This is a genomic window from Stenotrophomonas sp. YJH_SMC_58, assembly GCF_059369635.1.
This window is the reverse complement of the sequence record NZ_JCAFSW010000001.1, coordinates 374,962-400,631: the sequence shown is the minus strand read 5'-3', so window position 1 is coordinate 400,631 and position 25,670 is coordinate 374,962. Positions and strand designations below refer to the sequence as shown.

The 25,670-nt window shown below is 67.4% G+C and carries 22 protein-coding genes and 1 tRNA gene; 7 read left to right on the top strand and 16 right to left on the bottom strand.

Annotated elements, in window-relative coordinates; translation table 11 throughout:
- Positions 1 to 142 precede the first annotated feature (142 nt).
- Entirely contained in the window at positions 143 to 691 is a 549-nt protein-coding gene (locus AC5P68_RS01705; RefSeq protein WP_005410897.1) for a YecA/YgfB family protein, read from the top strand.
- A gap of 5 nt (positions 692 to 696) precedes the next feature.
- Positions 697 to 2,019, top strand: coding sequence for an aminopeptidase P N-terminal domain-containing protein (locus tag AC5P68_RS01700; RefSeq protein WP_087944448.1), 1,323 nt, complete (start codon positions 697 to 699; stop codon positions 2,017 to 2,019).
- Positions 2,020 to 2,578: 559 nt separating this feature from the next.
- Here the strand turns inward: AC5P68_RS01700 and pepQ are convergent.
- The 7 genes from pepQ to rph form a co-directional block, all read right to left on the bottom strand.
- Positions 2,579 to 3,910: a Xaa-Pro dipeptidase gene (gene pepQ, locus AC5P68_RS01695; protein ID WP_231522119.1), complete on the bottom strand. Its 1,332-nt coding sequence runs from the start codon at positions 3,908 to 3,910 to the stop codon at positions 2,579 to 2,581.
- Between the two features lie 75 nt (positions 3,911 to 3,985).
- Positions 3,986 to 4,360 (bottom strand): PilZ domain-containing protein, encoded by a 375-nt coding sequence (locus AC5P68_RS01690; protein ID WP_005410894.1) that lies wholly within the window; start codon positions 4,358 to 4,360, stop codon positions 3,986 to 3,988.
- Positions 4,357 to 6,636, bottom strand: a complete 2,280-nt coding sequence (locus tag AC5P68_RS01685) for a DUF1631 family protein (RefSeq protein WP_231522118.1) — start codon at positions 6,634 to 6,636, stop codon at positions 4,357 to 4,359. The genes AC5P68_RS01690 and AC5P68_RS01685 overlap by 4 nt, the downstream gene beginning before the upstream one ends.
- Positions 6,637 to 6,838: 202 nt before the next feature.
- Positions 6,839 to 8,065: a radical SAM family heme chaperone HemW gene (gene hemW, locus AC5P68_RS01680; RefSeq protein WP_231522117.1), complete on the bottom strand. Its 1,227-nt coding sequence runs from the start codon at positions 8,063 to 8,065 to the stop codon at positions 6,839 to 6,841.
- A gap of 56 nt (positions 8,066 to 8,121) precedes the next feature.
- Positions 8,122 to 8,718 (bottom strand): RdgB/HAM1 family non-canonical purine NTP pyrophosphatase, encoded by a 597-nt coding sequence (gene rdgB, locus AC5P68_RS01675; RefSeq protein WP_033834954.1) that lies wholly within the window; start codon positions 8,716 to 8,718, stop codon positions 8,122 to 8,124.
- A complete protein-coding gene (locus tag AC5P68_RS01670; RefSeq protein ID WP_005414366.1) occupies positions 8,715 to 9,104 on the bottom strand; it encodes a VOC family protein in 390 nt (129 codons plus the stop codon). Before AC5P68_RS01670 ends, rdgB begins: the two co-directional genes overlap by 4 nt.
- Complete coding sequence (gene rph / locus AC5P68_RS01665) at positions 9,101 to 9,826, bottom strand: ribonuclease PH (protein ID WP_005410889.1); 726 nt, start codon at positions 9,824 to 9,826, stop codon at positions 9,101 to 9,103. The genes AC5P68_RS01670 and rph overlap by 4 nt, the downstream gene beginning before the upstream one ends.
- Positions 9,827 to 9,950: 124 nt before the next feature.
- Here rph and AC5P68_RS01660 point away from each other — a divergent pair, with 124 nt between their 5' ends.
- Positions 9,951 to 10,811: a YicC/YloC family endoribonuclease gene (locus AC5P68_RS01660; RefSeq protein WP_005410888.1), complete on the top strand. Its 861-nt coding sequence runs from the start codon at positions 9,951 to 9,953 to the stop codon at positions 10,809 to 10,811.
- Positions 10,812 to 10,868: 57 nt separating this feature from the next.
- Here AC5P68_RS01660 and selD read toward each other — a convergent pair whose 3' ends face one another.
- The 9 genes from selD to fdnG form a co-directional block, all read right to left on the bottom strand.
- A complete protein-coding gene (gene selD, locus AC5P68_RS01655; RefSeq protein ID WP_184014293.1) occupies positions 10,869 to 11,948 on the bottom strand; it encodes a selenide, water dikinase SelD in 1,080 nt (359 codons plus the stop codon).
- A gap of 26 nt (positions 11,949 to 11,974) precedes the next feature.
- Positions 11,975 to 12,070 (bottom strand) — tRNA-Sec (locus AC5P68_RS01650).
- A gap of 24 nt (positions 12,071 to 12,094) precedes the next feature.
- The gene (selB, locus tag AC5P68_RS01645) at positions 12,095 to 14,026 is read right to left on the bottom strand and encodes a selenocysteine-specific translation elongation factor (protein WP_049403447.1); all 1,932 of its coding nucleotides are present in this window, start codon (positions 14,024 to 14,026) and stop codon (positions 12,095 to 12,097) included.
- Positions 14,023 to 15,447 (bottom strand): L-seryl-tRNA(Sec) selenium transferase, encoded by a 1,425-nt coding sequence (gene selA, locus AC5P68_RS01640; RefSeq protein WP_495216710.1) that lies wholly within the window; start codon positions 15,445 to 15,447, stop codon positions 14,023 to 14,025. Before selA ends, selB begins: the two co-directional genes overlap by 4 nt.
- 4 nt (positions 15,448 to 15,451) lie before the next feature.
- Positions 15,452 to 16,435 (bottom strand): formate dehydrogenase accessory protein FdhE, encoded by a 984-nt coding sequence (fdhE, locus tag AC5P68_RS01635; protein WP_495216712.1) that lies wholly within the window; start codon positions 16,433 to 16,435, stop codon positions 15,452 to 15,454.
- On the bottom strand, positions 16,416 to 16,571 hold the full coding sequence (locus tag AC5P68_RS01630) for a hypothetical protein (RefSeq protein ID WP_495216714.1): 156 nt from the start codon (positions 16,569 to 16,571) through the stop codon (positions 16,416 to 16,418). Before AC5P68_RS01630 ends, fdhE begins: the two co-directional genes overlap by 20 nt.
- Before the next feature lie 251 nt (positions 16,572 to 16,822).
- Positions 16,823 to 17,470, bottom strand: coding sequence for a formate dehydrogenase subunit gamma (locus AC5P68_RS01625; protein ID WP_005410882.1), 648 nt, complete (start codon positions 17,468 to 17,470; stop codon positions 16,823 to 16,825).
- Positions 17,467 to 18,384, bottom strand: a complete 918-nt coding sequence (gene fdxH / locus AC5P68_RS01620; RefSeq protein WP_033834948.1) for a formate dehydrogenase subunit beta — start codon at positions 18,382 to 18,384, stop codon at positions 17,467 to 17,469. The genes AC5P68_RS01625 and fdxH overlap by 4 nt, the downstream gene beginning before the upstream one ends.
- Positions 18,385 to 18,394: 10 nt before the next feature.
- Positions 18,395 to 21,463: a formate dehydrogenase-N subunit alpha gene (fdnG, locus tag AC5P68_RS01615; RefSeq protein ID WP_495216715.1), complete on the bottom strand. Its 3,069-nt coding sequence runs from the start codon at positions 21,461 to 21,463 to the stop codon at positions 18,395 to 18,397.
- A gap of 290 nt (positions 21,464 to 21,753) precedes the next feature.
- Here fdnG and gmk point away from each other — a divergent pair, with 290 nt between their 5' ends.
- The 4 genes from gmk to AC5P68_RS01595 all read left to right on the top strand — a co-directional run bounded on the left by gmk (position 21,754) and on the right by AC5P68_RS01595 (position 25,664).
- The gene (gene gmk / locus AC5P68_RS01610) at positions 21,754 to 22,419 is read left to right on the top strand and encodes a guanylate kinase (protein ID WP_032956072.1); all 666 of its coding nucleotides are present in this window, start codon (positions 21,754 to 21,756) and stop codon (positions 22,417 to 22,419) included.
- A gap of 110 nt (positions 22,420 to 22,529) precedes the next feature.
- Positions 22,530 to 22,829, top strand: coding sequence for a DNA-directed RNA polymerase subunit omega (gene rpoZ, locus AC5P68_RS01605; RefSeq protein ID WP_005410877.1), 300 nt, complete (start codon positions 22,530 to 22,532; stop codon positions 22,827 to 22,829).
- A gap of 105 nt (positions 22,830 to 22,934) precedes the next feature.
- Positions 22,935 to 25,097, top strand: a complete 2,163-nt coding sequence (locus AC5P68_RS01600) for a RelA/SpoT family protein (protein WP_005410876.1) — start codon at positions 22,935 to 22,937, stop codon at positions 25,095 to 25,097.
- A gap of 180 nt (positions 25,098 to 25,277) precedes the next feature.
- The gene (locus tag AC5P68_RS01595) at positions 25,278 to 25,664 is read left to right on the top strand and encodes a RidA family protein (RefSeq protein ID WP_005410875.1); all 387 of its coding nucleotides are present in this window, start codon (positions 25,278 to 25,280) and stop codon (positions 25,662 to 25,664) included.
- Positions 25,665 to 25,670 lie beyond the last annotated feature (6 nt).

Below are 25,670 nucleotides of genomic sequence, written 5' to 3'. Positions count from 1 at the left end.
AGGCAAGCCGGGCAAGGGCGGTCAAGCGTTGTCGCAGCAAGGCTGGACGCCTGCGGAGAGGATGCCGTCGGGTTGCTACACTACGGGGTCTCACGGGCGCGCGCGTGCGCGCCCCGGGTTTCCTTTCCGAACGAGCCGCACGATGACCGAACTTCCCTCCGTCGACGACGTTACCCGCGCCAGCCAGGCGTTGGGCCTGGGCGCCACCGCTGCAGAGCTGCACGGCGCGCTGTGCGGCTGGCTGGCTGCCGGCGGTGCCCCCGGCAACGACTGGCCGGCGCGCGTGCTGGCCGACGACAACCTGCCGCCGGTGGCCGCCGACAGCGTGCTGGGGCAGCTGCTGCAGGCCACCATCAAGCAGCTGGAAGACCGCGACTTCGCCTTCGAGCTGCTGCTGACCGACGGCGACGACGTATCCGCGCAGGCCGATGCCATGTTCAGCTGGACCCGGTCCTTCCTGGGCGGCTTCGGCCTGGGCAGCGGCGGCCGCCGCCCGACCCTGTCCGAAGAGGGCGAGGAAGCGCTGACCGACATGGCCAGCCTGGCGCGTGCCTCCAGCGAGGATTTCGAGGCCGGTGGCGATGATGACGACGAAGCTCTGTCGGAGATCGAGGAATTCATCCGCGTGGCGGTGCTCCTGCTGCACGGCGACGTGGTGCTGGCCTCGCGCCATCGTCAGCGCCTGAACTGATGGACATCAAGCAGCGCACCGGCATTGCCGCCGGCGAGTACAAGCGTCGCCGCCGCCAGCTGATGGACATGGCCGGCGAGGACGCGATCCTGGTGCTGCCGGCGGCGGCCGAGAAGGTGCGCAGCCTCGATACCCATTATCCGTTCCGGCAGGATTCGGATTTCCAGTACCTGAGCGGCTTCCCGGAGCCGGAAGCAGTGCTGGTGCTGATCCCGGGCCGACGCCACGGCGAGGCCATCCTGTTCTGCCGCGAGCGCGATGCCGAACGCGAAGCCTGGGACGGCAGCCGCGCCGGCCAGGAAGGCGCGGTGGCGCAGTACGGCATGGACGACGCCTACCCGATCGATGATCTGGACGACATCCTGCCGGGCCTGCTGGAAGGCCGTTCGCGCGTCTACTACCACTTCGGCCGGGATGCCGACTTCGACCTGAAGCTGATCGGCTGGGTCAACCGCGTGCGTTCGCAGGTGCGCCACGGGGCGCAGCCGCCGCACGAGTTCCTCGAACTGGGCCACCTGCTGCACGAGCAGCGCCTGTTCAAGTCCGGTGCCGAAGTGGCGTTGATGCACCACGCCGCGCAGATCAGCGTGCGTGCGCATCTGGCCGCGATGAAGGCCGCCAGGGCCGGCATCCACGAGTACGAACTGCAGGCGGAGCTGGAACGCGTGTTCCGCGCCAATGATGCGGTGCCCGCGTACTGCAGCATCGTCGGCGCCGGCCGCAACGGCTGCATCCTGCATTACCGCGACAACAACGCGCGTTCGCGCGACGGCGAGCTGGTGCTGATCGACGCCGGTGCCGAGTACCGTGGCTACGCCAGTGACATCACCCGCACGTTCCCGGTGAATGGCCGCTTCAGTGCCGAGCAGCGTGCACTGCACGACCTGGTCGGCGATGCGCAGGCCGCTGCGTTGGCCCAGGCCAGGCCGGGCGTGCCGTACGAGGCCGGTCACCTCGCCGCAGTGCAGACCCTGACCGAGGGCCTGCTGCGGTTGGGCCTGCTGAAGGGTACGCTGGAAAAGAACCTGGCCGAAGGCCTGTACCAGCGCTTCTACCGGCACAAGACCGGGCACTGGATCGGCATGGACGTGCACGACGTGGGCGACTACCGCCTGGCCGGTGACTCGCGTCTGCTGGAGCCGGGCATGGCGTTCACCATCGAGCCGGGGTTGTACATCGGCGTGGATGACACGACGGTGGAGCCGCGCTGGCGCGGTATCGGCATCCGTACCGAGGATGACGTGCTGATCACCGACGATGGCCATCGCGTGCTGACCGAAGGCCTGGCGCGCAGCGCCGACGAGATTGAAGCGGTGATGGCGGGGTAAGGGGTGTTCTGCAGGGCTTGCAGCCCTGCACCCGCGGTAGTGCCGGCCGCTGGCCGGCAACCTCAACAGCAACAGCAACAGCGGGCATTCCGTGGGATGGCGGGGCACTGTGGGTTTGCGGGGACGCCGTAAACCCGTCCATGGGGGCTTGGTCGCGGCATCCATGCCGCTCACACCCCGCAAACCCACAGTACCCCGCCTTCGACAGGTTCACGCGGCTGTTGGTGGGTGCCGATCGTTGATCGGCACATCTGTCAGATATCGAATGAATCATCCACGCATGGCGTGGATCTACGGGCAATTGCGGCTGTTGGGTAGTTGTCGACCGTGGTCGACACAGAGCGAGCGCAGCGAGCGACCCGCTTCTGCTTCTCTTTTTTCTTTTCCGTGGTTGGACGCGGCAGGAAACTGTCAAAGGTGGGGCGGGTAGGCCATGCAGGGGCGTTGGCGCCATGGATGGCGCCATCGAGCTTACAGGGACGTACTTGCAGCGTCCCCTGCATGGCCTACCCGCCCCACCAAGCGCGGCTTCTGAATTCAGCGCCCCACCACGAGGGGCTCAGCCGTTCGCCGCCGCAAACGCCGGCCGCGTCAGGTTGTCCGCCTCGCCATCAGTGCACAGCACTTCGTCTTCGATGCGGATGCCACCATACGGACGGAAGAAGTCCACGCGCTCCCAGTTGATCGCATCACCATGGCCGGCGTCCTTCACTTCGTTCAACAGCATGTCGATGAAGTACAGGCCTGGCTCGATGGTCACCACCATGCCCGGTTCCAGCACGCGGGTCAGGCGCAGGTAGGGATGGCCGGCCGGGCGCTCGATGCGGCCACCTTCGTCGCTGGCGGCGAAGCCGGCCACGTCGTGCACCTGCAGGCCGATCAGGTGGCCGATGCCGTGCGGGAAGAATGCGGCGCTGACGCCGGTCTCCAGCGCGGTCTGTGGCGACACCTTGATCACGCCGAAGTCCCTCAGCACGCCCATCAGCGAAAGATGTGCGTCCACGTGCAGCTGCTTGTAGTCGAAGCCCGGGCGCACCGCTGCGCACATCTGCTGCTGGGCGGCGTCGACGGCCGCAATCATCGCGGCGAATTCGTCGTGGCCCTGCGCGGCGTAGGTGCGGGTGATGTCGCTGGCGTAGCCGTGCGCACTGGCGCCGGCGTCGATCAGGAAGCTGCGCAGCGGCTGCGGTGCCTTGCGGCCCAGCTCGGTGTAATGCAGCACGGCGGCGTGTTCGTTCAACGCCACGATGTTGCCGTAGGGCAGCTCGTTGGCATCCTGGCCGACGGCCTGGCAGTACGCCATGTGGATGCTGAATTCGTCGGCACCGTTGCGGAACGCGGCCTCGGCGGCGCGGTGGCCGCGCACGCCCAGCACCTGGGCCTGGCGCATCAGTGCGATTTCATACGGTGTCTTGCTGCCGCGGTGCCATTCCAGGTAGTTCACCACCGGCGCTGGATTGTTCGGCACGTAGTTGCCCAGTGCGCTCTGCGGCTCGCCGAGGATCGCGCAGCGCGACGGGTCGGCCGGCAGCAGGGCCAGCGCCTCTTCGGGCTTGCGGATGATGTGGATGTCGAAGTGCTCCACCCACCAGCCACTGGGGGCGTCCGGTACCACGTGCCAGTAGTCGAAGGGCTGGTGGAAGATCACTGCCGGGCGCTTGCCCGGGGTGAACACGATCCAGCTGTTGGGCACGCGGGTCAGCGGCAGCCAGGCCTTGAACTGCGGGTTGACCGCATACGGGTAGTCGCGGTCGTCGAACACCTGGTAGTGCAGGGTGCCGCTGGGCACCACCAGATGGTCGAAGCCGCCGCGGGCCAGCGCCTGCTCGGCGCGTCGGCACAGCACGGCCAGGTGGTCGGAATACAGGGCGCCGGGGTCTTGCTGGATCATTGCGGTGGCTCGACACGGAAAACGGCCTTAGATTCTGCCGCATACCGCGAAAAACCGCTGTGCCGGAACCGGCACTCAGGCCGTCGAAACCGGTCCCTCGTCGCTGTCTTCGCCCACCCACTGCCGCAGCAGCTGTCGATGTTCGCGCGACAGGGTCAGGAAGCGGAAGCCGGTCCAGCTCTGCCCGGGAACGTGTGCGGGCTCGCTCCACAGCAGATGCACGCCTACGTCGATGGCCTGCTGGCGGCCATCACCCAATGGCAAGGGAAAGCGCAGCTGGTACAGCGCATCCTCGCGCAGCGGCATGCTGGCCAGCATCAGCATGCCAGTTTCGGAGACATTGCCGAGGCGCCCGACCACGCACTCGCGCATCTGGTCGGTAACCGGCACCAGGTCCGAGACCTGGCGGCGCGGCGCGCGGCGGGTGTCCTGCGGCGGTACGGCTTTCATGCGGGGGTCTCCTGTGCGCGAGCCGTGGCCAGTGCGCGCAGCGCACCGAGGCTGGCTTCCCAGGCACGGTCGACCAGCCGGCCCTTGTCTTCGGTGACCAGCTGCGCGCGCCCGGCACTGATCTGCCGTGCCAGCGCATCCAGGTCGGTATCGGTGATCTTCTGCCCGCGCGCATTGACGAACAACGCGTGGCCGGTCAGCAGGCTGTACCAGGACAGGCGCTGGCGGCGCATCGTGCCATCGCCCGTGTCGATGTCGAACCAACTGCCGAACGGCAGGCTGGACAGCTGTTGGTAGGCGGCTTCTTCGGCGCTGCTGCGCGGCGTGGCAGGTGCGGCGCCACTGTTCGTGCCGGCGTGCTCGCCCAGGCGCGCACGTGCCTTGAGGCGTGCGCTGAGCTCGGTACGCGAGGTGCTTTCATCCTCGCCGCCGGGCGTGGCCAGCCTGCGCGCGACAGCGGCGGCTTCCTCGGCGTGGTAGCCGACCTGCAGCAATGCGGCCTCCACGTCCGCTGCCAGTACGGTATCGGTGCCGCCGGGAGCGTCGATGGCCTGCGCGGTGATGGCAGCGATGCGCTCGGTCTGTTGCAGGCGCTCCTGCCATTGCGGTGAATCGTCGCCATGGCGCAGGCGGGTGAGGGTCAGTGCATCGGCCCAGGCCTGGCGCAGCAAGGTCTGCACGAAGCGCGGTGGCGACCGGGTGTCGCAGCACTGGTCGATCTGTGCGGTGGCCTGGCGACGGGCCAGTTCCAATCGTTCCTTGCCGCGCGCGGCTTCCACATGGCGGCGCTCGGCCAGTTCGGCACGATGGGCCGCCGCGCGCTGGTGCTGCTGCACGTCTTCACTAGCGGCGGCAAAGACTTCCGGCGAACGCGCATCCTGCCCCAGCAGGCCCTGCACGCTCTGCGCCATGCGCTGCAGCAACTGCGGGTCGACATCCTCATCGCCCAGCCAGTTGGCGCCGACTTCGGCGATCTGATTGAGCAGCTCACGCGCGGGGTGTTCGTCGCGCACGAAGAAGCCCGGATCGGCCATGGCGGCGCGTGCCAGAGGTACCTGCAGGCGGGCCAGCAGCGCGGCCGGCACTGGATCGGGGCGCTGCTGCTGTTGCACCTGCTGCATCAGCATGCGCAGCAGGTCGAGGTTGTCCCGGTCGTGACTGCCCAGCTGGGCTTGCGCACCATGCTCGCTGCGCAGCTGCGCGACCACGGCAGCCTGCAGGTCGGCCACACTGGTTGCCGCACTGGACTGGGCCTGCAGGCGCGCGAGTACCGCGTCGACTGCCGCGCTGGGCACCGCGCCGCTGTCCGCCGGGGCAGGGCTGCCGTGCCGTGCCTGCTGCAGCAGTTCATGCAGTGCACTGCCGGTGGAGGTGGTCACGCCCGGCGTGGCGGGGCCGCCTGCGCCGCCCTCGTGGAAGGCGTCCTGTACCAGGCTGGACCAGGAGCCGGCCGGTGCCGAACCGTTCCAGCCGGTCAGGGGGGCTGCGGTGCGCTTGGCCGGCTGCGTGGTGCGGCCGCCCCCCACCGACTGGGTGATGATCCGCCGCGTGCTCGACGAGCGTGCCAGGTAGGGGGTGTAGACCAGCCCCGGCAGTACACCGGACTGGGCCAGCAGGGCATTGGCACGGTCAAGGATATCGCCCAGCCGTTCCAGCACCTGCCGTTCGAAACTGCGATACAGCGCCAGCTGTACCTCGACGCTCAGAGCGTCCTGTTCGGCAATCCGGCGCACCATCGCGCACAGTGCCTGCGGTGCCAGTGGCAGGGTGTCGGCCTCGAAGGCCGGCGCCGCCGCCAGCACGCCCAGGCGTTGGCCAAGCAGGTTCAGTGTGTTGGTTGAACGCAGGGTTTCGCGCCGCACCATCTCGGTCAGCAGCAGGTCGCGATCCACTTCGTGCTCATCAACCAGCGACAGCCCGAGCATGCCCGGCAGCGCTGGCGGCCCAGCACTGGTACTGACACCGCTGACCGGTTCGCGCAACCGCGCGAGGGCGTCGGCCACGGCATCGAGCATGCGATCGGCGAAATGGCCGGCGAAGGCGTGCAGCTGTCCACGCTGGGCCATCAGCTCGGCCTGCTGCTGCGGATTGCGTGCGCGGTCGGCGTCGTGCAGCAGGGTCTGCTCCAGCGCCTCGACGGTCAGGATCAGGGGCGCGGCCAGCGTCTGCCGGCACAGACCGATCAGCGCGCCCAGCAGCTCACGTACCCGCGGTGGCAGATCGCTGGCGGCCAGGCGGTTCTTGTCGGCAGGAGTGATGGAAAAGACAGCTGACATCGGCAGGCGGTACCCGGATTCCCGCGGATCGATCTGGTGAATCTACCGTGTCGGCCGATGTCGGCGCTACTTTAGGCTGAACGTGAATCGCATCCGCCGGGCCTGGCCCGACCGATGAACGGTGGTGCCGGCCGTTGGCCGGCAGATATGTCTTCACCGGATTGCCGGCCAGCGGCCGGCACAACCCTCTGTCAGGCGAGGATCAATCCTCCAGGAACAGGCTCACCACATCGTTGGTGAAGCGGCGGCCCAGCTCGGTCGGCTGCACATGCCCATCCGTGACTTCCAGCCAGCCGCGCTGCACGGCCTCGGCCAGGGGAGCGTCCAGCACGCTGCGCGGCAGCCCCGTGCGCGACTCGAAATCGCGCAGGCCGAAACCTTCGTGCAGGCGCAGCAGGTTGAGCATGTACTCGAACGGCAGGCGCTCCGGCGCGATCACATCGTCGCCGCCGAACGAGGCGGGCGTGCCGGCGCTGTCCAGGTAGGCCTGCGGGTGCTTCAGCTTCCAACGTCGCAGCACATGCTCCTCGGCGCCGGAACTGATCTTGCCGTGCGCGCCGGCACCGATGCCCAGGTAGTCGCCGAAGCGCCAGTAGTTCAGATTGTGCGCGCTCTGCCGGCCGGGGCGCGCATAGGCGCTGACCTCGTACTGGCCGAAACCGGCCTGTGCCAGCAATGCCTGGCAGTGTTCCTGCATGTCCCAGGCGTTGTCTTCATCGGGAATGCCCTGCGGCGGCCGCGCGAAGAACACCGTGTTCGGTTCCAGGGTCAGCTGGTAGTGGGAGATGTGTGCCGGCTGCAGCGCGAACGTGCGTTCAAGGTCGGCCTCGGCACCGGCCAGGGTCTGTTCCGGCAGCGCGTACATCAGGTCGATGTTGAAGTTGTCGTAGCCCGCGTCCTGCGCCATCTTCACCGCGCGCTCGGCTTCGCCACTGTCGTGGATGCGGCCCAGGCGCTTGAGCATCGCATCGTCGAAACTCTGGATGCCGAAGCTGAGGCGGTTCACGCCGGCCGCGCGGTAGCGGTCGAAACGGCCATGCTCGGCGGTGCCCGGGTTGGTTTCCAGGGTGATTTCGGCATTGGGTGCGAAACGCAGGCGTGCGCTGGCCTGTTGCAGGAAGCGGTCGATCGCTTCCGGCGGGAACAGGCTGGGCGTGCCGCCACCGAAGAACACGCTGTGCACCACCCGGCCCCAGACCAGCGGCAGGTCCTGGTCGAGGTCGCGCAGCAGCGCATCGATATAAGCGTCGAACGGCAGCTCGCCCTTGGCCTGGTGCGAATTGAAATCGCAGTACGGGCATTTGCGCACGCACCACGGCAGGTGCACGTACAACGACAGCGGTGGCGGCACCAGCCGCGGCGGGTTGTCGTGGTCGGCGGAGCAGGCTTCGCCGGGCAGGTGGTTGCAGTGGTCGTGGGCGTGCGGCATGGGCTTCTTCGGTAGTGCCGGCCGCTGGCCGGCTTCCCTGGGTCGATCGGGTGGCGTCAGTACAGCGTCGCCAGTTGCTGCTTGAGCTGCTGCAGGGCAATGGCGCGGTGGCTGATGGCGTTCTTCAGTGCCGGCTCCATTTCCGCGGCGGTCAGGCCGTGGGTGGTGTCCAGGAATACCGGGTTGTAGCCGAAACCATTGGTGCCGCGCAGTTCGCGGATGATCTGCCCTTCCCAGCGGCCTTCGCAGATCAACGGCTGCGGGTCGGTGGCGTGGCGCAGCAGCACGATCACCGCATAGAAGCGGGCGCTGCGCTGGCCATCGGGAATATCGGTCATCGCGTCCAGCAGCTTGGCATTGTTGGCTGCGGCATTGGTCGGGTGGCCGGCATAGCGTGCGCTGTACAGGCCCGGCGCACCGCCGAGGGCATCGACGATCAGGCCCGAATCATCGGCCAGCGCCGGCAGGCCGGTCGCTTCGCAGGCTGCGCGTGCCTTCAGCAGCGCGTTCTCGACGAAGGTCAGGCCGGTCTCTTCCACATCGCCCAGGCCCAGTTCGGCGGCCGAGGTGATCTGCAGCGGCAGATCGGCAAGGATCTCCTGCATCTCCACCAGCTTGCCGGCGTTGTGGCTGGCCAGTACCAGTTTCTTCATTGACGGGGCTCCAGCAGGTCCCAGGTGTTGCCATACAGATCGCGGAACACCGCAACCGTTGCATAGGGTTCTTCGCGCGGCGCTTCCAGGAACTCGACGCCGGCGGCGACCATCGCCGCGTGGTCGCGGCGGAAGTCGTCGGTGTTGAGGAAGAAGCCGACGCGGCCGCCGGTCTGGTTGCCGATGCGGCTGCGCTGCTCCTCGTCGCTGGCGCGGGCCAGCAGCAGGGCGGCGGCGCTGCCGTCGGTCGGGCCGACCACCACCCAGCGCTTGTGGCCCTGGTCGATGTCCTCCAACAGTGCGAAGCCGAGCTTGCCGGTGTACCAGGCAATGGCTTCGTCATAGTCGGCCACCACCAGGGTGGTCAGGGCGATGCGCCGGTTCATGCCGACAGCGCCGCCTGCTGCGCGGCCAGCAGTTCGCCCACGCCCTTCTCGGCCAGGCCCAGCAGCGCGTCCAGTTCATCGCGACGGAAGGCGTGGCCTTCGGCGGTGCCCTGCAGCTCGATGAAGCCTCCACCGTCGTTCATCACCACGTTCATGTCGGTGTCGCAGTCGCTGTCTTCGGCGTAGTCCAGGTCCAGCACCGGGGTGCCGCGGTACACGCCTACCGATACGGCGGCCACTGCGCCCAGGATCGGGTTGCGCTTGATGTCACCACGCTTCATCAGCACGTTCACCGCATCGACCAGCGCCACGTAGGCGCCGGTGATGGCGGCCGTGCGGGTGCCACCGTCGGCCTGCAGCACGTCGCAGTCGAGGGTGATGGTGCGCTCGCCCAGCGCGTTGCGATCCACGCAGGCGCGCAGGCTGCGGCCGATCAGTCGCTGGATCTCCAGGGTGCGGCCACCCTGCTTGCCACGGGCCGCTTCACGGTCACTGCGGGTGTGGGTGGCGCGCGGCAGCATGCCGTATTCGGCGGTGACCCAGCCTTCGCCCTTGCCGCGCAGGAAGCCCGGCACGCGGTTCTCGACGCTGGCGGTGCACAGCACACGGGTTTCACCGAAGCACACCAGCACCGAACCTTCGGCGTGGCGGGTGAAGCCGCGTTGGATGACGACCGGGCGGAGCTGGTCGGGCTGGCGGCCGCTGGGGCGGGAATCGGACATGGTGCGGGTTCCGTAATGGCGAGGGAGTACGCCGCCACGCCCGCGGCCTTCACGGGGCGGGCAAGGGGGCTCTGGTGAGGGCGCTAGGGTACCATTCCCCCTTTGCACGCACCGGACACAATCCATGATTCGAAGCATGACCGCCTATGCCGGCGGCGAGCGGGTCACCCCGTGGGGCACGCTGGGCTGCGAGCTGCGCTCGGTCAACCACCGTTTCCTGGAGGTCGGCACCCGCCTGCCCGAGGAACTGCGGGCGCTCGAACCGCAGCTGCGCGAGCGCATCGCCGCGCGCCTGAGCCGTGGCAAGCTGGATCTGGTGATGCGCCTGCGCGCGCCGGAAGCGGCGGCCAACCTGCAGGTGGACGAGGCCCTGCTGGGCCAGCTGGGCCGCCTGGCGCACCGCCTGACCTCCGATTTCCCCAACCTGCAGGTCAGCTTCACCGACCTGCTGCAGCTGCCGGGCGTGACCCGTGGCGAGGCCACCGACGCCGCCGCCCTGCAGGTCGAGGCGCTGGCGCTGCTGGACCAGGTGCTGGATGGCTTCGTCGAGGCCCGTGAGCGCGAAGGCGGCAAGTTGGCTGCGGCCATCAGCGAGCGTGTGGACGGCATCGAACGCATCGCCACCGAAGTCCGCACGCTGATTCCGGCCATTCGCGACGGCCAGCGCGCCAAGCTGGCCGCACGCCTGGCCGACCTGCCGCACCCGGTCGACCCCGGCCGCGCCGAGCAGGAACTGGTCCTGTGGCTGCAGAAGCTGGACGTGGATGAAGAGCTGGACCGCCTCGGCAGCCACATCGTCGAGATCCGCCGCGTGCTCAAGCAGCGCGAGCCGGTCGGTCGCCGCCTTGACTTCCTGCTGCAGGAGTTCAACCGCGAAGCCAATACGCTGGGCTCGAAGTCGGTGGACAGCCGTACGTCCAATGCCGCGGTGGAGCTGAAGGTGCTGATCGACCAGATCCGCGAACAGGTGCAGAACATCGAGTGATGTTGCATCCAGCGGTACAGCAGGGGCGCCTTCGGGCGCCCTTGTCGTTCCAGCGCATCAGCGCACGCTGACGCCCGGCGCTCCTTCGCTCAAACGCCCGACCACGGCTGCCTGGCCGAACCCCGCGTCGTGGAAGCAGGCCAGCACTGCATCCACCGCCTCCGGAGCGCACGACACCAGCAGTCCGCCGCTGGTCTGAGGGTCGGTCAGCAGTGGTTGCCAGTGTGCCGGCAACCCATCGGCGAAGCGCACCTCGGTGCCATAGGAGGCCCAGTTGCGGTTGGATGCGCCGGTCACGCAGCCACGCTGCAGCAGCTCCAGCGCCTGCGGCAGCAGCGGCACCTGTGCACTGTCCACCTCGGCAGCGACACCACTGGCGCGGCACACTTCCAGCAGGTGGCCGAGCAGGCCGAAGCCGGTGACGTCGGTCATGGCATGCACACCGTCCAGCGCGGCCAGCGGCACGCCCACGGTGTTCAGGCGGGTGGTCGACGCGATCATCTGCCGGTAGCCGTCGGCATCCAGCACTTCCTTCTTCAGCGCCGACGAATACACGCCCACGCCCAACGGCTTGCCCAGCACCAGCACGTCGCCGGCGCGGGCATCGGCATTGCGCTTGAGTCGTTGCGGGTCGAGCACGCCGATCGCAACCAGGCCGTAGATGGGTTCCACCGAATCGATGCTGTGGCCACCAGCGACCACGATGCCAGCATCGGCGCAGGCGCGTTCGCCACCCTGCAGAATGCCGCGGATCGTGTCCTGCGGCAGCGTGTTGATCGGCATGCCGACGATGGCCAGTGCGAACAGCGGGCGCGCGCCCATCGCATACAGGTCCGACAGCGCGTTGGTGGCCGCGATGCGGCCGAAGTCGAACGGGTCGTCGACGATCGGCATGAAGAAGTCGGTGGTGGCGACGATCGCCTGCCGGTCATCGAGGCGATACACCGCGGCGTCGTCGCTGTTCTCACGGCCCACCAGCAGCTCAGCCGGTGCCGGAAGTACTGGAACGCCACGCAGCAGTTCGCTCAGCACGCCCGGCGCGATCTTGCAGCCGCAGCCGCCGCCATGCGCGAGAGAGGTCAGTCGTTGCGGGGCATCGGCCGTTGAAGGGGCGGGGGACTGCGCGTGCGTGGCCATGCCGACATCTCCTGCGGGAACGCGAATGGCGGAAGGCAGCAGGAGTCGAACCTACCAGGGAACGATCGACGCCCCCTACTGGGTTTGAAGCCCAGCCGCATGCCCGGATGCGCATGCCTTCCGAAAGTACGGCGGTACCGGTGGGCTCAGTCGCGGGCTGCGTTCCACTGCAGGTCGCCGCGCGGCCGATGCTGGTCACCGACGCGTCGAGTGTAGCCAACGCGATTGAAGAACTCCAAGATCTGGATGCTGCGTTTGCGGCCCAGGCCGATGGCATCGCGGAACGTGGCCGCATCCACCGTGCCGCTGGCCTGTGACAGCTGCGCGACGATCGCGGCGAGTTCCGCAATGCACGCGGGTGCATAGAACAGGTCCGGCACCACCTGGAACAGCTCGCCACGTGCGGTGGCACGGCGCAGGACGGCGCGGACTTCGTCTTCGGCCAGGCCGATCTCGGCAGCAAGGGTGCGCACCCACGGCGGATCGAAGCGACCGGCGTGCAGTTGCGGCAGCACGCGTTCCAGCAGCAGACGCTCGCGTTCCGGTGGCGCATGGTCATGCCCGGGCAGGCGCCACCAGGCACCCACGCGTTGCACGCTGCCGTCGTCCAGCAGGTCCTGCAGCAGCGCATTCCAGAGGCTCGCTGCAAGCGCGGGCAGGGTGCTGCGCTGCAGGCGGCCGCTGTCGACACCGGGTTCGTCCGGGCGTCGCTCATGCCATCCACGCAGTGAGGCGATCACCTGCTCGCGCAATGCCTGCCAGTGCGACACAAGGATGACTACCGTGTCTTCGCGGGTGACGATGCGTCGCGTGTCTGCAGGAAGATCGATCCGGTCGGCGGCGCGCCGGCAGTAACGCTGCAGCGCGGCCATGGCAACGCCGAAGGGCGCCTGCTGCAACAGTGGGCCGATTCCCGCACCCGCGGCCAGTTGCTCCAGTGCTCCCAGCCATGCGAGCCGTGCAGGACTGCGCCGGCGCCGCTGTGGCGGGTCCGGATCGAGCACGAGGCCGCCGCCCAGCGTGTGGGTGGCCGCTGAATCGCGGGCAATGAAGTGATCGCCACACATCGCACAGACCGGAGCATCGAACACCAGCTGCACCAACTGCCCATCACCGTGGTCATGGTCCTCCAGCAGCACCACATGGGCCTGCCGGTGCATCGTGCCCCAGTGGATATGCAGCGGTGCCCAGTCGCGCAACGGTGCGGCCAACGCGGACAGCCGCAACCGCACATCAACGCGGGTGGTGGCCAGCAGTGCGCGTGCGTCGGCGATCCAGTCACCGCGACGGATGTCATCACGGGCGATGGCCGCCAGGTTCAGCGCGCAGCGCTGCCCGGCCATCGCGTGGTCACTGGCCTGGTTCTGCGCGTGGATGCTGCGTATGCGCACTTCAGTGGCGGCCGGCATCAGCTGCAGATGCTCACCCACCGAGGCGATGCCGCCGTGCACTGCACCGGTCACCAGCGTGCCATGACCGGCCAGCGAGAACACGCGGTCCACCGGCATGCGGAACAGCTCGCTGCGCAGTTCGGCCTGGCGCGTGCTGGCGTCGTCCGCCGCCCACGCGTGCAGCTGGGTACGCAGCGCGTTGATGCCAGCATCGTCGGGTGCGGTGCTGTTGCAGGTGAACACAGGGGAATCCTGCAGCGGCGTGCCGGCCAGCAGGGCAGCGACCTCGATCTCGACCCGGGCCAGGCGCGCCGCATCCACACGGTCGATCTTGGTCAGCGCCACCGCACCCCGGTTCACGCCCAGCAGCTGCAGGATGGCCAGATGCTCGCGGGTCTGTGGCATCACGCCGTCGTCGGCAGCGATGACCAGCAGGGCGACGTCGATACCCGTGGCGCCGGCCACCATCGTGTGCACGAAGCGCTCGTGGCCCGGCACGTCGACGAAACCCAGCGTCGCGACAGGACCTGTGCCGTCCCTGCGTTCCACAGGAACATAGGCATAGCCCAGCTCGATGGAAATACCACGCGTACGCTCTTCCTGCAGGCGATCGGTTTCGATGCCGGTCAGTGCCCGCACCAGGCTGGTCTTGCCATGGTCGATATGCCCGGCGGTGCCGACGATCATGCCTGCAGCGTGCTCCACTGGGCGAGGAAGTCGGCTTCGTCGGCCGGTTCCAGGCAGCGCAGGTCCAGCCACAGCGCGTCATCGGCAATGCGGCCCAGCACGGGTCGCGGCAGCTGACGCAGGCGCTTGGCCAGCCGATCCAGTCCGCCACGGCGCGCGCTGGTAATGCGCAGTCCGGCGCTGGCCAGCTGCGCCTGTGGCTGGGCGCCGCTGCCGATCTGGCTGTGCATCGAAGCGGGCCCGAGGGTGTAGTCCGCCGTGAGCGAGGCACGCATCGGCTGCAGCAGGCGCTGGGCCTGCGCATCAATGTCATCCTGCGTGCGCGAGAGCGTGCGCAGTGTCGGCAGCCGCTGTGCCAGCAGCTCGGGTTCGCGGTACAGGGCCAGCACCGCTTCCAGTGCGGCCAGGCCCATCTTGTCCATGCGCAGTGCCCGCTTCAGCGGGTTGCGGTTGATCCGCGCGATCAGGTCGGCGCGGCCGGCGATGATGCCGGCCTGCGGACCACCCAGCAGCTTGTCGCCGCTGAATGAAACCAGATCGGCGCCGGCCGTCAGCGTTTCCTGCACGGTGGGTTCGTGCGGCAGGCCGAACGTGGCCAGATCCCACAGGCTGCCACTGCCCAGGTCCACCACCAGCGGCAGGCCATGCTCGTGCGCGATCGTGGCCATCGCCGCCGTGTCGACCTTGGCAGTGAATCCGGTGATCGCGTAGTTGCTGGCATGCACCTCCATCAGCAGCGCTGTGCGCGCGCCGATGGCGTTGGTGAAGTCGGCCGCATGGGTGCGGTTGGTGGTACCCACTTCCAGCAGCCGAGCGCCCGCGCTGCGCATCACATCCGGGATGCGGAAAGCGCCGCCGATCTCCACCAACTCGCCGCGCGACACCACCACCTCACGGCGGTTGGCCAGGCTGTTGAGCAGCAGCAGGACCGCTGCCGCATTGTTGTTGACCACAGTGGCGGCTCCGGCACCGGTCAGCTCGCAGATCAGTGCCTGTACCCGCGCATCGCGGTCGCCGCGACGGCCACGGATGACGTCGAACTCCAGATCGACCGGCGCGGTCATCGCGCGGGTGACCGCGTGCACCGCGGCCTCGGGCAGCAATGCGCGACCCAGGTTGGTATGCAGTACGGTGCCGGTCAGGTTGAACATCGGCTGCAGGTCCAGCCGTGCATCGGCTGCCAGTGCGGCCTCGACCGCTGCCACCAGCGCCGGGCCGTCGACCGCTTCCTGCAGCTGCGCGGTCGACAACTGGCCGGCGCTGACGCCCTCACGCAGCACCTGCAGGTGCGAACGCAGCAGCTGGGTGATGCGGCTTCGACCGTGGCCTTCGATCAGTGGCGCCAGTGCAGGCAGGCGCAGCACCCGGTCCAGCGAGGGCAGGGCGGCGGCCGATGCCGGGGCGGGGGGTATGGCTGTCATCGCCTCAGTCGCCGTCGGATTGCCACAGCAGAGGATTCTGGCTGGCACGCGCATAGCCTTCCTCGGCCAGCAGCAGATCCAGCGCCAGCGTGCCGAGGTCATCGGCCACCGGCTCCAGTGACGGGTCCTTTTCCAGATACAGGATCTTGCGGTAGCTGTGGCAGTGGTCGCAGGTCTCGGCACGCACCGCGCTCTCGCGCACCGCCTCGCCGCTGTCGCCGTCCACATCGGCCAGGGCGCGATAGGCGATGTCCTTGCCGGCGGCACCACACTGGCTGCACTGCACGCGCACGTAGTGCCATTGGCAGGCGCACAGCGAGCACGACAGGTAACGGTAGGATGCATAGGGTGGGCGTGCCTGCACCACGCTGGTCACCGGCAACGTGCCGCACAGCGGGCACAGCCCTGGCGCATCAGCCAGCGGCTTCAGGTCGGTAGGGCGGAAGCTGGCTGCGAGCACCGCCCAGTAAACCTGCAGTGCGTTCATCACCAGCAGCGCAGTGACCGCATACACCGACGGCGCGTCATCGCGCTCCAGCACCGCGTGCGCCTGAGCATCCAGCCAGGCGTCGTCGGCAGCCGCGACGCGTTGCAGCTCCTGCCGGGTTTCCACCGGAAGCCCGGCTTCGTCGGCACAGTGCTGGCACAGCGTGCGCAGCCAGTCGCGCCAGCATCCATCCAGCTGAAGCGTGTTGGCCGGCCGCAACGGCATGCCGGCACCGGCCGCCGCACTCGACTGCTGCGCACGCGCCTGCGACTGCAGTGCCTCGCGCTGCTGCGGTGTCAGCTCATCCAGCAGCGCCTGCTGTGCATCGGCCAACGCCGCCAGCAGCTGCAGGTAGCCGCCGATGGCACTGTGCGCGGCCAGGCTGCGCAGGCGCGTCGCGCGCTCAGCGAACAGTGACTCGATATCGGGCAGGATGATGCGCGGCACATCGCGCGAGGCGAGCGTCTCGATCTCACCGGGTTCAAGGATGCGTTGCGCCATGCAGGGCCAGCCAGAGGAACCAGCCTCCATCCTCGCCGTTGTCGGCGCTCGCGTCCAGCGTGTTCCAGGCAGCGCAGTCGAGCAGAGCAGTCGAGCACGGCTCGACTCTACAAAAACCCGTTTCGGTCGTTGCCATGTTCATCGTGTCGACCAAGGTCGACACCCACCAAGAGCAGCTCATGCCATTCCGACAGCAGCGGGAAACTGTCGAAGGCGGGGTGGATCCGGTTGCGGGGGTGTCCGCGGCATGGATGCCGCGGCCAAGCCCCCAAGGACGGGTTGACGGCGTCCCCCGCAACCGGATCCACCCCGCCACCCCTCAGGAAGCCCGCTCTTGACGTTGACGTTGACCTTGCCTCTGCGGGTGCAGGGCCGCAGGCCCTGCCGCTAACCCTCTTCCCGACGTCCGCGCAGGATGTCCCGGAACCACTGCCGGTGGTGCTTGTACGCCCACCCATAGGTCACCTTGCCCTGGGTCATCGCCCGCACCGAGCCCTTGATCCAGATCGCCGCATAGATGTGCACCACGATCGCGCACACCAGCACCCAGCCGAACAGCGCATGGGCCAGCACCGAGAAGCGGATCACCCCGATCGGGAAGAAGTGGCTGAAGTACTGCCGCCAGATCACGAAGCCGGTCAGCAGCAGCGCCGACAGGCAGCCGATGATGGCCCAGAACAGCAGCTTCTGGCCGGCATTGAAACGGCCCACCGGCGGCAGCTTCTCATCCTCGTTGCGCAGTACATCGCGCATGCCGCGCATCCATGCGCGATCGTCGGCGGTCGGCAGATTGTCGCGCCACATGCGGAACGCCAGCAGCGCAAAGCCCACCACCATGGCCAGCCCGATGAACGGATGCAGGATGCGCGTCCACGGTCCGCCACCGAACAACTGGGTCAACGGGAACAGGGCAGGGTGGAACAGCGCCAGCCCGGACAGCGCGGTCAGCACGAAGCAGATTGCCACGATCCAGTGGTTGATGCGGGTCGGTGCGCGGTAGCGGATGATCTGGCGCGGGTGCGGGGCGTACTTCATGGCCGCTGTTCCTCTTCGATCTTCTTCGCCTCGTGCTCGGCTTCCTCTTCTTCCTCGTCATTGACCGTGTTGCGGCCGATGCCGATGTAATGCAGGAAGCCGGCGAAGGCGGTGGCGGCGATCGCCAGCACGCCCAGCGGCTTGGCCACGCCCTTCCACACCTCCACCATCGGGCTGATGCGCGGGTCCTTGGGCAGGTCGGCATACAGCTCCGGCCTGTCCACGTGCTGCAGCACGTACATCACGTGGGTTCCGCCGACGCCCTGCGGGTCGTACAGGCCCGCGTTCTCGTAGCCGCGCGATTTCAGGTCTTCCACGCGTCCGGCCGCATGCTCGGTCATCGCCTGCTTGCTGCCGAAGGTGATTGCGCCGGTCGGGCAGGTCTTCACGCAGGCCGGTTCCTGGCCCACCGCAACCCGGTCCGAACACAGCGTGCACTTGTAGGCCTTGTGGTCCTTCTTGGAGATGCGCGGCACGTCGAACGGACAACCGGTCACGCAGTAGCCGCAGCCGATGCAGTTCTCTTCCTGGAAGTCGACGATGCCGTTGGCGTACTGGATGATGGCACCGGGCGACGGGCAGGCCTTCAGGCAGCCCGGATCGCTGCAGTGCATGCAGCCTTCCTTGCGGATCAGCCACTCCAGCTTGCCCTTCTCGTCCTCGTACTCGCGGAACTTCATCACCGTCCACGACTGATCGCTCAGGTCGGGCGGGTTGTCGTAGCTGCCAACGCAGCTTCCCACGTCGTCGCGCAGGTCATTCCACTCCATGCAGGCGACCTGGCAGGCCTTGCAGCCGATGCACTTGCTCACATCGATCAGCTTGGCGACCTGGCCGGTGTGCGCACCACGCGCCTCCGGCGAGGGCGTGGTGGTGGCCGAGCGGCGGATGATGTCCAGGGATTGCAGTGACATGGCGTGTCTCCTACACCTTCTCGACCTTGACCAGGATGCACTTCGATTCAGGCGTCTGCGAGTTGCCGTCACCGATGGCGTTGGTCAGCGTATTGGCGATGTATCCGGGCTTGGCCGCACCGAGGAAGCCCCAGTGGATCGGCACGCCCACCTGGTGCACGGTCTTTCCATCGATCTGCAGGGCCTTGATCCGCTTGGTCACCATCGCAACGGCTTCGATATGGCCACGCTTGGAACTCACGCGCACGCGGCTGCCGTTGGTGATGCCCAGCTCGTCGGCCAATGCCGCACCGATCTCGACGAACTGCTCGGGCTGGATGATGGCGTTGAGCTTGCCGTGCTTGGTCCAGAAGTGGAAATGCTCGGTCAGGCGGTAGGTGGTGGCCACATGCGGGAACTCGTCCGGCGAACCGATCTGTGCACGGTCGCTGGCGAACACGCGTGCCGCGGGGTTGTTCAGCGTCAGGGCCTGGCCGGGGCTGAGCGGATTGCTGCGCAGCGGGGTATCGAACGGTTCGTAGTGCTCCGGGAACGGGCCTTCGGCCATGCCGGCCTTGGCGAAGAAGCGCGCGATGCCTTCCGGGTTCATGATGAACGGGCCCATCCCGCCGGCAGGATCTTCGTCGGCCTTGAAGTCCGGCACGTCCACGTTGCCCCAGTTCTTGCCGTTCCAGGCCAGCAGCGTGCGGCGTGGATCGAACGGTTGGCCAGCCACGTCGCACGAGGCGCGGTTGTACATCACGCGGCGGTTGGCAGGCCACGCCCAGGCCCAGCCCAGCGTGTTGCCGATGCCTGTCGGGTCACTGTTGTCACGCCGCGCCATCATGTTGCCGGTCGGGCCCCAGGCGCCGATGTAGATCCAGCAGCCGGAGGACGTGCTGCCATCGTCGCGCAGGTCGCCGAACGCGGCCAGCTGCTCGCCGGCCTTGCGCACCAGCTTGGTCGGGTCCTTCGGATCGAACACGTCCACGAGCGCCTTGCCGTTGTATTCCATCGCCAGTTCTTCCGGCGTCGGCAGCTCCGGGTTGGAATACTTCCAGGCCAGGTCGCGTACCGGCTCCCACCACGCACCGCCATCCTTCTCGTACATCGCTTTGATGCGATGGAACAGCTCGGACATGATCTCGATGTCGCTGCGCGCTTCGCCCGGCGGGTTGGCCCCCTTCCAGTGCCACTGCAGCCAGCGCGAGGAATTCACCACCGCGCCGTTCTCCTCGGCAAAGGAAGTGGTGGGCAGTCGGAACACTTCGGTCTGGATCGTGCTCGGGTCGACGTCGTTCAGTGCGCCGTGGTTCTGCCAGAAGGCGATGGTCTCGGTTTCCAGCGGATCCATGCTGACCATGAACTTCAGCTTGGAGAACGCACTGATCAGCTTGCCCTTGTTCGGCGCCGAGGCCAGAGGATTGAAGCCCTGGCAGATGTAGCCGTGGATCTTGCCCTCGTTCATCAGCTCGTACGCCTGCAGCATGTCGTACGGCTTGTCGAGCTTGGGCAGGTAATCAAAGCACCAGTTGTTGTCGGCGGTGGCGGCATCGCCCCACCACGATTTCATCAGGCTGACGTGGAACTTCGGATAGTTCTGCCAGAACGACATCTGGTTGGCGCGCAGCGGCTTCTGCGTGCGCTTGGCGATGTAGGCGTTGTAGTCCTGCTCATCCTGTTTCGGCAGGGTCAGGTAGCCGGGCAGCAGGTCGGACATCAGGCCGATGTCGGTCAGGCCCTGGATGTTGGAGTGCCCGCGCAGCGCGTTCATGCCGCCACCGGCCACGCCGATGTTGCCCAGCAGCAGCTGCACCATGGTGCCGGCACGCACGTTCTGCGCGCCGATCGAGTGCTGCGTCCAGCCCAGCGCGTACAGGATGGTCATCGCCTTGTCCTTGCCGGCGGTGGACGCGATCATGTCCCACACTTGGCGGATGCTGTCGGCCGGCGTGCCGCAGATGCGCTCGACCATCTCCACCGTGTAACGCGCGTAGTGTTGTTTCAGCAGGTTGTAGACGCAGCGCGGATCCTTCAGCGTCGGGTCGCTGCGCACGAATCCATCGTCACCGTAGGCGTAGTCCCAGCTGGAACGGTCGTAGCTGCGCTTTTCTTCGTTGTAGCCCGAATACAGGCCGTCCTTGAAGGCGAACTCGTCCTTCACCAGGAACGACATGTCGGTGTAGTTCAGCACGTACTCGTGCTGGATGCGGTCCTCGGTCAGCAGGTAGTTGATCAGGCCGCCCAGGAACACGATGTCGGTACCGGTGCGGATCGGCGCGTACACGTCGGCCACCGCGGCCGAGCGGTTGAAGCGCGGATCGACCACGATCAGCCGGGCCTTGTTGTGGGCCTTGGCCTCGGTCACCCATTTGAACCCGCACGGATGCGCCTCGGCGGCGTTGCCACCCATGATCAGGATCAGGTCGGCATTCTTGATGTCGACCCAGTGATTCGTCATCGCACCACGGCCTAGCGTCGGGGCAAGACCTGCCACCGTCGGGCCGTGTCAGACACGTGCCTGGTTGTCGAATGCCAGCATGCCGAGGGAGCGGACGACCTTGTGGGTCAGCACCGCGGTCTCATTGCTGGTGGCCGAGGCCGCCAGCATGCCAGTGGTCAGCCAGCGGTTGACCGTCTGCCCGGCTTCGTTCTTCTGCACGAAGTTGGCATCGCGGTCTTCCTTCATCAGCCGCGCGATGCGGTCCAGCGCATCGTCCCAGCTCAGCCGCTTCCACTCGTTCGAGCCCGGCGCGCGGTACTCGGGGTAGAGCAGGCGCGACTTGCTGTGGATGATGTCGGCCAGGCCGGCGCCCTTCGGGCACAGCGTGCCGCGGTTCACCGGATGGTCCGGGTCGCCCTCGATGTGGAAAATGCTCGGTTCGGCGTTCTTGGCACCATCGCCGAGGCTGTACATCAGGATGCCGCAGGCCACCGAACAGTAGGTACAGGTGTTGCGGGTCTCGGTCGCGCGGGTCAGCTTGTACTGCCTGACCTCCGCGAGCGCGATGCCGGGCGCGAAGCCCATCAATGCCAGGCTGGAGCCGACCAGGGTTGTCCCGGTCACTTTCAGGAACTGGCGGCGGCTCATCGATGGCATGCCGTTCTCCTGGGATGGCGGGGAGGCGCAGGCCTCCGGGCTGTCGTTGGGTACGGGCCGGTTATAGCACAGGCCTCCGGATGCCCATGTGGCACAAGGCGCGGCGCCTGCCGGACGGGCCCGGAAAGGGCCTGCTCTGGTAAAGTTGCGTGCCCGCCCCCTGGGGAAGCGTCTGCCGGGCCTGGTTCCAGGATGTTCCGCGCAGCCCCCGCCGTCCTGGCGCGATCCTCCGCGCCGGACCTGGAACACCGAGGAAAAATTTTGCGAAATCAACCAATTGGGTTCCGCGCATGAGCGCCCCGTCGAAGCCGTCGGACGCCGTTGCGCGCGGCACGCTGTACATCGTGGCCGCCCCGTCCGGCGCCGGCAAGAGCAGCATCGTCAACGCCACCCTGGCGCGTGACCCGCAGATCGCCCTGTCGATCTCCTTCACCTCGCGCGCGATGCGCCCGGGTGAAGTGAACGGCCAGCACTACCATTTCGTCTCTGCGGAGAGGTTCGAGGAAATGATCGCCGCCGGCGACTTCTTCGAGCATGCCTGGGTGCACGGCGACTGGAAGGGCACCGCCCGGCAGTCGGTGGAGCCGCAGCTGGCCGCCGGCCAGGACGTGCTGCTGGAAATCGACTGGCAGGGCGCGCAGCAGGTGCGCCAGCTGGTGCCGGGCACGGTCACCGTGTTCATCCTGCCGCCGTCCAAGCAGGCCCTGCAGGACCGCATGCGCAAGCGCGGCCAGGACAGCGAGGCGGTCATCGCCCAGCGCCTGGGCGCGGCACGCGATGAAATGCTGCACTTCAACGAGTTCGACTACGTCATCGTCAACGAGGTGTTCGACACCGCCGTGGACGAGCTGTGCGCCATCTTCACCGCCAGCCGCCTGCGCCGGGAGGCCCAGAAGGTCCGCCACGCCGGCCTGATCCAGGCTCTGCTGACCCCCGATCCGGGTGCAACTGACTGATTCCAAAAGAATCAGGTGGGGGTTGGCTTGATTTTGTCCAGCCCCTGCCAGTACACTCCGTCCCCTTTCCCTCATTCGACTGAGCGGCCGACCGGTCGCCGGGAGCCCGTATGGCCCGCATCACCGTAGAAGATTGCCTGGAAGTCGTTAACAACCGTTTCGAACTGGTCATGATGGCTTCCAAGCGTGCCCGCCAGCTCGCCAACGGCGTGCAGGCCACGCTGGACAACAGCGAGACCGAGGACAAGCCGACCGTGCTGGCGTTGCGTGAAATCGCCGCCCGCAAGATCGACAACGCGCTGATCGACGAAGTCGAGAAGGCCGAGCGTGAGCGCGCCGAGCGCGAAGCGCTGGAGTGGGCTGCCGCCGAAGTGGTCGCCGACGAAGACATGTCCAAGAACGACGATTGATCGCATCGATCAACGTCATTGCTGGATCGCCGAACAGCCCGCCCCGTGCGGGCTGTTTCGCATTCAGGATTTGCCGTAAACGTCGCGCTGGAATAGGCTTCGGGCATGAACCCAGGCCCCACTGCCAAGGTCGCCGCAGCCCCCGCTGCCGCCGTACCCGACTACGTCCTCCAGCTTGAACGCGCCGCCCATTACCTGCCGCCGGAACAGCTGCCGCTGCTGCGCCGTGCCTGGGAAGTCGGTGCCTCCGCGCACGCTGGGCAGACGCGCAAGTCGGGCGAGCCCTATATCACCCATCCGGTGGCCGTGGCCCAGGTGCTGGCCGAGCTCGGCCTGGACGTGGAAGCGCTGATCGCCGCGATCCTGCACGACACCATCGAAGACACCCCGCTCACCCGCGAGGCGCTGGCTGCCGAGTTCGGCGAAGCTGTGGCCGAACTGGTCGACGGCGTGACCAAGCTGGACAAGCTGAAGTTCCGCGACCGCCAGGAAGCGGCCGCCGAGAGCTTCCGCAAGATGCTGCTGGCGATGTCGCGCGACCTGCGCGTGATCATGATCAAGCTGGCCGACCGCCTGCACAACATGCGCACGCTGGGCGCGCAGAGCCGCGAAGCGCGCGGCCGCATCGCCCGCGAGACGCTGGAGATCTACGCGCCCATCGCCCAGCGCTTGGGCATGAGCCTGGTCAAGAGCGAGCTGCAGAACCTCGGCTTCAAGGCGCTCTACCCGTGGCGCCACGCCATCATTGAAAAACACATCCGCAGCCAGCCGGTGGTGCGCCGCGAGGCGATGGCGCAGGTGGAAGTGCAGCTGTCGCAGCGCCTGGCCAAGGAGGGGATCGAGCATCGGCTGATCAGCCGCATCAAGACCCCGTGGAGCATCTACAACAAGATGCGCGACGAGAACAAATCCTTCGACCAGGTGATGGACGTGTTCGGCTTCCGCCTGGTCGTGCGCAGCGTGCCCAGCTGTTACCACGCGCTGGGTTCGGTGCATGCCACCTTCAAACCGCTGGATGGCCGCTTCCGCGATTTCATCGCCATTCCCAAGGCCAACGGCTACCAGTCGCTGCACACCGTGCTGTTCGGGCCGTACGGCTCGCCGATCGAAGTGCAGATCCGTACCGAGGAAATGGACCTGATCGCCGAGCGCGGCGTGGCCGCGCACTGGACCTACAAGTTTGGTGGCGATTCGCCCAACAGCGCGCAGAGCCGTGCCCACGCCTGGATCGTCGAGCTGATCGACTCGCAGCGCGCCGCCGGCTCCTCGCTGGAGTTCCTCGACAACGTCAAGGTCGACCTGTTCCCGGACGAGGTCTACCTGTTCACGCCGAAGGGCAAGATCCTGGCCCTGCCGCGCAATTCCACCGCGCTCGATTTCGCCTACGCCGTGCATACCGATGTCGGCAACATGGCGGTGGCCTCGCGCGTGGACAAGAAACTGGTGCCACTGCGCACCAAGCTGGTGTCGGGGCAGTCGGTGGAGATCATCACCGCGCGCTCGGCCACGCCGAAACCGCAGTGGCTGGAATTCGTGGTCACCAGCAAGGCGCGCACTGCCATCCGCCACCAGCTCAAGCAGCTGGAGCACGAAGATGCCGTGCAGCTCGGCCACCGCATGCTCGACCGTGCGCTGGAGGCGATGGATTCGTCGCTGGAACGGCTGCCGAAGGGGCGCCTGGATGCGTTCCTGGCCGAGCACCGTTTCCCGCGTCTGGAGGCGCTGCTGGCCGAGGTGGCGCTGGGCAACTGGATGCCGACCCAGGCCGCGCAGGCGCTGATGGCCTACGCCGAACTGCGTGGCGGCCCGCATTCGCGCCACCATTCGCAGGAAAAGATCCTGATCAACGGCAGCGAGCGCGGCGTGGTCACCTTCGCCGGCTGCTGCCAGCCGATTCCCGGCGACGAGATCATGGGCTACCACACCGCCGGCAAGGGCATCGTGGTGCACCGCATGGACTGCCCGAACCTGGCCGAGCTGCGCAAGTCGCCCGAGCGCTGGGTGCCGATCGGCTGGGACACCACCGTCTCCGGCGACTACGACACTTCGCTGGTGGTGGAAGTAGAGAACGGCACCGGCGTGCTGGCGCAGCTGGCCGCCGCCATCGCCCAGAGCCATTCCAACATCGAGCGCGTGGACTACCTGGACCGCGACTTCAACGCCGCCGTGCTGGCGTTCAACATCCAGGTACGCGACCGCAACCACCTGGCCGAAGTGATGCGCCGCCTGCGTCGTCTGTCGGTCGTGCAGTCGGTACGCCGCCAGTAGGTCCTGCGCGGACCGGTAGTGCCGGCCGCTGGCCGGCAACCCATGGATCCTCGACGGCGTCGCGATTGCCGGCCAGCGGCCGGCACTACCGGAGCGGTGCGGTAGATCCACGCCATGCGTGGATGCACCCCCACCCGGTACAATCACCGCTCTGTTTTCCCCCAAGCACCGGAGCGACCCATGTCCCGCCAGATCATCAACACCGAAAAGGCCCCCGCCGCCATCGGCCCGTACTCGCAGGCCGTGCGCGCCGGCAACACCGTGTACTTCTCCGGCCAGATCCCGCTCGACCCGGCCACCGGCGACATCGTCGGCGCGGGTGACGTCGAAGCACAGGCCCGCCGCGCCTTCGACAACCTCAAGGCCGTGGCCGAAGCCGCTGGTGGCTCGCTGGACAAGGTCGTGCGTCTGGGCCTGTACCTGACCGATCTGGGCGAGTTCGCCAAGGTCAACGCGGTCATGCAGGACTACTTCCAGGCCCCGTACCCGGCCCGTTCCACCATCGAAGTCTCCGGCCTGCCGAAGGGCGCCAACTTCGAGGTCGACGCGGTGATGGTCATCGACTGACCGCCA